This is a genomic window from Methanococcoides sp. (assembly GCF_030594565.1).
Lineage (GTDB): Archaea > Halobacteriota > Methanosarcinia > Methanosarcinales > Methanosarcinaceae > Methanococcoides > Methanococcoides seepicolus.
The window spans coordinates 1-6,131 of the sequence record NZ_JAUVEY010000130.1 but is presented as its reverse complement, the minus strand read 5'-3'; the positions used below and the strand labels follow the sequence as shown (position 1 = coordinate 6,131).

At 43.4% G+C, this 6,131-nt stretch carries 7 protein-coding genes; 4 read left to right on the top strand and 3 right to left on the bottom strand.

From position 1 onward, the window contains the following. Positions 1–203: 203 nt before the first annotated feature. Genes QAS77_RS09800 through QAS77_RS09790 form a run of 3 tightly spaced genes read right to left on the bottom strand, consistent with a single transcriptional unit; the run spans position 204 to position 2,866 of the window. On the bottom strand, positions 204–1,841 hold the full coding sequence (locus QAS77_RS09800) for an AMP-binding protein (protein ID WP_250868784.1): 1,638 nt from the start codon (positions 1,839–1,841) through the stop codon (positions 204–206). Positions 1,842–1,863: 22 nt separating this feature from the next. Beyond that, a complete protein-coding gene (locus QAS77_RS09795) occupies positions 1,864–2,277 on the bottom strand; it encodes an acyl-CoA thioesterase (protein ID WP_250868785.1) in 414 nt (137 codons plus the stop codon). Positions 2,278–2,287: 10 nt separating this feature from the next. Then, on the bottom strand, positions 2,288–2,866 hold the full coding sequence (locus QAS77_RS09790; RefSeq protein ID WP_250868786.1) for a helix-turn-helix domain-containing protein: 579 nt from the start codon (positions 2,864–2,866) through the stop codon (positions 2,288–2,290). 142 nt (positions 2,867–3,008) lie between these two features. Between QAS77_RS09790 and QAS77_RS09785 the strand changes: the two genes are divergently transcribed. The 4 genes from QAS77_RS09785 to QAS77_RS09770 all read left to right on the top strand — a co-directional run bounded on the left by QAS77_RS09785 (position 3,009) and on the right by QAS77_RS09770 (position 6,080). Next, the gene (locus QAS77_RS09785; protein ID WP_305065275.1) at positions 3,009–3,461 is read left to right on the top strand and encodes a hypothetical protein; all 453 of its coding nucleotides are present in this window, start codon (positions 3,009–3,011) and stop codon (positions 3,459–3,461) included. Positions 3,462–3,491: 30 nt separating this feature from the next. Beyond that, entirely contained in the window at positions 3,492–4,652 is a 1,161-nt protein-coding gene (locus tag QAS77_RS09780; RefSeq protein WP_305065273.1) for a tRNA (guanine(10)-N(2))-dimethyltransferase, read from the top strand. Between the two features lie 159 nt (positions 4,653–4,811). After that, complete coding sequence (locus tag QAS77_RS09775) at positions 4,812–5,366, top strand: MarR family transcriptional regulator (RefSeq protein WP_305065271.1); 555 nt, start codon at positions 4,812–4,814, stop codon at positions 5,364–5,366. A 24-nt stretch (positions 5,367–5,390) separates the two neighbouring features. Next, positions 5,391–6,080, top strand: a complete 690-nt coding sequence (locus QAS77_RS09770) for a DUF2110 family protein (RefSeq protein WP_305065269.1) — start codon at positions 5,391–5,393, stop codon at positions 6,078–6,080. Positions 6,081–6,131: the final 51 nt, after the last annotated feature.

The window sequence follows — 6,131 nt, the reverse complement described above, 5'->3', positions numbered from 1 at the left end:
AACCAGGTTGAATTTCAGGGAGTGACTAAAATAGAGGCATAGTATATTGTTTTTTGGTAAAATCAATATCAAGCACTGATGGAATTGTGTTGAGTATTCTAAGTTTATATCAAAAACGTGAGGATGGCTGAATAGTTACGTTTTATTAATAAAAACAGAAAAGGGGGGAGCTTTTAGCTCCCTATATACTGTGATATGGCCGGTCAGTTTTGTTCCATCAACTCAACAGCCATCTCCCTAAGCTTGAACTTCTGAACTTTTCCGCTTGCAGTAAGTGGATACTCATCTACAATGAATATGTGTTTTGGCACTTTATAGCGTGCTATCTTTGTGATGCTGAAATCCCTGATATCTTCCGGTGTGAGCTTTGAACCCTCATTGAGTATAACGAAAGCACCTACGATCTCCCCATATTTTTTATCAGGGATACCAATTACCTGGGCATCTTTAATTCCCTCGATGGTGTAAAGGAATTCCTCTATCTCCCTTGGGTAGATATTTTCTCCGCCCCGGATGATCATATCCTTTATCCTTCCGGTAATGCGGTAGTAACCTTCCTCGTCAACGGTAGCGAGATCTCCGCTGTGCAGCCATCCATCCTTGTCGATGGCCTTCTCTGTCATCTCAGGCATCTTGTAGTAGCCTTTCATAACATTGTAACCCCTGCAGCAGATTTCCCCCTGCTCATTCGGTCCTACGTTCTTGCCGGTCTCAGGATCCACTATCTTTACATCGATATGTTCCATTGATGTTCCTACTGTGCTCACACGGCGTTCAATGGGATCATCGGTACTTGTCTGGGTAAATACCGGAGAAGCTTCTGTGAGGCCATAAGCTATGGTAATGTCCTTGCAGTTCATTTCGTCGATAACTTTTTTCATGGCCTCTATCGGGCATGGGGATCCTGCCATGATGCCTGTTCTCAATGAGGACATGTCGAACATTTCGAACATCGGGTGTGAGAACTCTGCAATGAACATCGTAGGTACTCCATAAAGGGCAGTACATTTTTCTTTCTGTACAGCTGCCAGCACCAAAAGCGGATCGAAAAGTTCTATCATTACAAGCGTACCGCCGTGGGTGAGGGTTGCAAGGACCCCAAGTACTAGTCCAAAGCAATGGAACAATGGAACAGGAAGGCATAATCTGTCGTCCTCTGTGAACTTTTGCCTTTCTCCGATGTAATATCCGTTGTTAAGGATATTCTCGTGTGTCAGCATAACACCTTTCGGGAATCCGGTTGTTCCTGATGTGTATTGTATGTTGATGACATCTTTGCAGTCCAGTGTTCCCTTTAGACGGTCAAGTTCTTCTCTGTCTGAATACTTTCCAAGCAGAAGCAGTTCTGCTGTGTTGTACATTCCCCTGTGCTTTTCCTGACCGATGAAGATAACGCTTTCAAGTTTTGGATACTCTTTACTTTTAAGGTTCCCTCGTTTACATGACTTTAGTTCAGGTACCAATTCATAGGCTGTTTCCACATAGTCAACGTCCCTGAACCTGTCAACGATGGCAAGTGCCTTCATATCCGATTGTTTCATTACATATGCAAGTTCGTGGCTCTTGTACGCAGTATTTGCGGTGACGAGCACCGCACCGATCTTTGCTGTTGCAAAAAAGAATGTCAGCCAGTCAGGCACATTTCGTGCCCATATACCAACGTGATCGCCTTTTGTGATGCCTATGGATATGAGTCCTTTTGCAAGATCATCGACCCTGTCATTGAATTCACTGTATGAGAATCGTAAGTTCCGATCAGGATAGACTATAAAGTCCCTGTTCGGATCCTTTCTTACCTGGTCTTCAAAGAACTCTCCAATGGTAGCTTTAGTAAATGGCATTGATATCAGATCCTTTTTAATTTTATTCGTTTTTATCTTCAGGGATCAGGTGTTCTGCCAAAGCTTCCTTTATGTCCTCTGGTAAAGGCTTTGACCTCTTATTGACAAAATCATAGCACACCAGCACGGCGTCTCCTTTTGTCTTAAGTTCTCCTCTTTGCCAGGCTTCGTGATGCAACGTAAAGGATTTGTTCCCTAATCTTTTTACATATGTCCTTATCTCTACATCGCCATCGAAGAACATCTCGCCAAGGAAATCAAAATCGATCCTTGCCATTATGAGTGTCCATTTCTCAGGACTCAGGTCGAGATCTGGCTCGAACATACGGAATATCGGGTTCCTTGCCAGTTCGAACCATTCGGGAAGAACTGTATTGTTCACATGTCCCAGGCCATCGATATCGCCGAATCTTGGGGTAACAGTGGTAACGAACATTTCTCCTCCTTTAGAGTGGGGTATAGACAACTGCTAGTATCTTTGATTCCTTTCCTGCTGCATGGAGGTCATGCGGAACGATGGAATCATAGTAGATGCTGTCGCCCTTTGTCAGGGTGTGCTTATCCTTTCCGTAGGATACTTCGATATCTCCCTCGAGCACATAAATGAACTCTTCACCTTCGTGGGATGACAATACCGGTTCATTTACATCTTTACAGGGGTGGACATCTATGATGAAGGGCTCCATATGTCTGTCCTGCTTATCAGCAGCAAGTGAGCAAAAATCAAGTGCGCTTTCTTCACAGGATGCACATTTACCTGAAAAGCGGACCACGTTCTTTGCTTCTCCATTACGGTTTATCCTGGGGCCTTTTTGTGGTGTGTCATCAAGGAACGTTCCAAGGCGCACTCCGAGGGCACGTGCGATCTTCAAAAGAGGTGTTAATGACGGGATGAGCTCTCCCGCTTCAAGCTTTTCTATCAGTTCCACATTGCTCTGACTTTCATTTGCCAGTTCTTCCACTGTCATATCACGGTCTTCACGGAACTGGCGGATCTTTTCTCCAACACTGTTTTTTTCAGTCAATTCATTTCACCTCTTTTTGTATTGTACACATCAAATAATGATCAATAGGGTTTTTGAATTGTTATTGCAACTTAAATAGATATCTGCGTTACTGTGTGGCTACCTTTATAATTCTTGAAAACAAAATATGGGTGTGAGGAAAATGAACAATAAAATGCTAATAATATTGTTGGCGACCATGTGTATTTTTGCAGCCGGCTGCATAGGTGACAGTGGCGATGATGTTGATGGTGGGGAAACCAATGTTTCAGATGATGTTATCTCCGGAGATATTCCGGATGAAAATGTTTCTGAAGATATTTCTGAAAATGTCTCTGAGGAAATAATCGAGCCAAGGATCTATTCTATCACGCTTGATCATTATTTGTCACGACCTGCTTTACTTGAGATCAATAAAGGGGATACCGTTTATTGGAACAATCGGCAGAATAGCGGTGATAGGAAACGTTTCACTCTTGTCAGTGAAGATGGGTTGTGGGACGACCATATCATAAACTATGGAATGCCTTTCAATTATACCTTCACTGAAGAAGGGACATACAATTACAGCATTCTCGGCCAGCCAAGAATGGATGGTACCGTTATTGTTAAATGATGTTGTTCTGTTACAAGTTCCAATATGCAAATGTTGAGCACTAAGGTCTCAGAGGGTAGTACGACAGTCTATGTGCCGGTTCCTCCGGAAGGGGTTCCATTCCCACCTTCTGAAGCACCGGTCTTCTACAATCCTCATATGGAATTGAATCGGGATATCTCGGTTGCAGCAACCTCAGCTTGTGCTAAACGTATTCTTCTCAAAAAGGATATGGATCTCAAGGACATTACTTATCTTGATGCGATGTCTGCATCAGGCATCAGGGGATTGAGGATTGCCAATGAGGTGGGCATCACTTCTATTTTGAACGACTGGAGTGATGATGCTCACGAACTCATTCTTGAGAACATTGAGCTTGCAGAGGTTTCCGATATTGCGGAAGCTACTTGCAAGAATGCCAATGTACTGATGCACGAGAGGCGTTTCAATATAGTGGATCTCGATCCTTTTGGAACCCCGGCTCCTTATCTTGATGCGGCTACAAGGTCGGCAGTTCATTTTTTAGAGGTTACTGCGACAGACACAGCTCCGCTTTGTGGTGCTCATTTTAATTCCGGGATGAGAAAATATGCCGCTGTGCCATTGAACAATGAATTTCACAGTGAGATGGGTGTCCGTATCCTTCTTGGCAAGATCGCGAGAGAACTTGCCAAACATGACAAAGGTATGACTCCCTTGCTCTCTCACGCTACAAGGCACTATGTGCGCACTTATCTTCAGGTTAAAAAAGGTGCTAAACAGGCAGATAAAGCGCTTAAGGAGCTTGGATTCCTCTCCCATTGCGAGCACTGTGGTCACAGGGAGGTATCTCACGGAATGGCCATATCCATCAGCGCTCATTGTAGCTCTTGTGGAAAAGATGTCTATATTGCAGGTCCTCTGTGGTTAGGACAATTACATGAAACCCAGTATTGTGATGAGGTTCTCCTGGAGATCGAAGACAGACCTCTTGGAACGAAAGAGCAGGCAAAGAAGCTTGTCCTGGCATGCAGAGATGAACTGGATATTCCTTTCTTCTATGACCAGCACGTAATTTGTAAGATGATAGGAGTCTCCGCACCTGCAATGGACATGTTCATTGCCGCTCTTAGGGACACCGGGGCCAACGTCTCAAGGACACATTTTACTGGAATTTCATTCAAAACCGATGCAAATATCGAGACTATCAAAGATGTCTTAAGGAGTCTTTAAGTTCTAAGCTTTGACCATTTTAGTATGGTCTGAGCTCGATCCATGTATTATAGAAAGTAATATATATATCAAATTAGTTAATGTTGAATTAACTAAAATCTATTATGAATTTTATATATTTATGGGGGAATCAGTCTGCCAAAAATAAGTCCTGAATATTTGTTCCTTCAAGAGAAACCAACACTTGCCTTGCTTGCGATATGGTTCTATGGTAGGACCTATGGTTCCGTTATCACAAAAGAGATCAATTCAACATTTGCCCACACGACCAAGATCCTTTCAAGAATGGAGGCGGACGGACTTGTTCAATTTTCATTTGAAGGGCGTATCAAATATGTCGAGTTGACGGAAAAAGGTGTTAATGTCGTATCGATCCTTAAGGACCTCATAATTTCTCTCGATGGTGAGCTTCCTGATGAATATGATGTTGAGGAGCGCCATGAAGTAAGTGGGTCAGAAATTGACACAGCTTCTGCTGAGATACTTGATATGGTCAAAAAGTTGCGCCTTAAAATAGAGGGTATCTATAAAGAACTTATAGACTCAGGTGCTGATGTGGATACTATTAAAAGGAAGCTTGGGCCGTTCAGTCGTGATATGGCAATGATCGGTGATATGATCGATTCTTCAGAAACACCTGTGGATGGTGAGGTCATCAAGGCTTATGACACTACAAGGGATGTCTTTTCCTCCCTTCTGAACAAAAACGGTTAAATGCTTGCTATTCAATAAGTACCCATGGAAACCGCAATTTTGACCATCAAGATCTACGGCAATGTAGAACGTGCATTAAGCTCTGCTTCCTTTATGCTGGAAAATGAATTGAAAGACCTCGATGCGAAAGCTGAGGTCTCACTGGGTCCGGATGGATGGCTTCAGGTAGCTGCTACTGGAGATGATGGTGAGTTCGCTATTAATTTCCTTAAGGAAAAGTTCGGCACTCCGGTGACCTATGTGGATGATAAAGCAGTTTATAGAGGCTTCATTTCTTCCATTGATGAGGATGGTGTAACAGTTGATATCGGTATCAGCTTGAAGATCCAGCCTTCTGAGCTTAGTGTCCTTGGGGCTGGCACCTGTCCGCAGATAGCATCGAGGTTTGGTCTTATACCTTACCTGCCGGTATATATCAGAGTATTAAAGCAGGAAAATGGTACGTTCGCTTCTTTTACGAAGAAGCAGGTTGACCTTTTCTGGAGCTGGAAGAAATTGACAACTGACCGTCTGACCGTGAATTCAGTTACACGTTCCGAACTTAAGAGTGCTATTAAGAAAAAGGGGCATGGCAGGGACATTTACGGCATTGAAAGGCTTGGTCTGCTTGAGAATCTGGTGGTATGTCGTGAGAAAACGGATGGTCCGGGTATCGTGGCAGAGATAGGTCCTTTGCTGAATGCAGAAATTGGCGTTATCAAAGGCACTCGTTAAGTTGATTGACAGACAAGTCCCTTTGGTGATCTTGTCTGATCTTACCCTTTT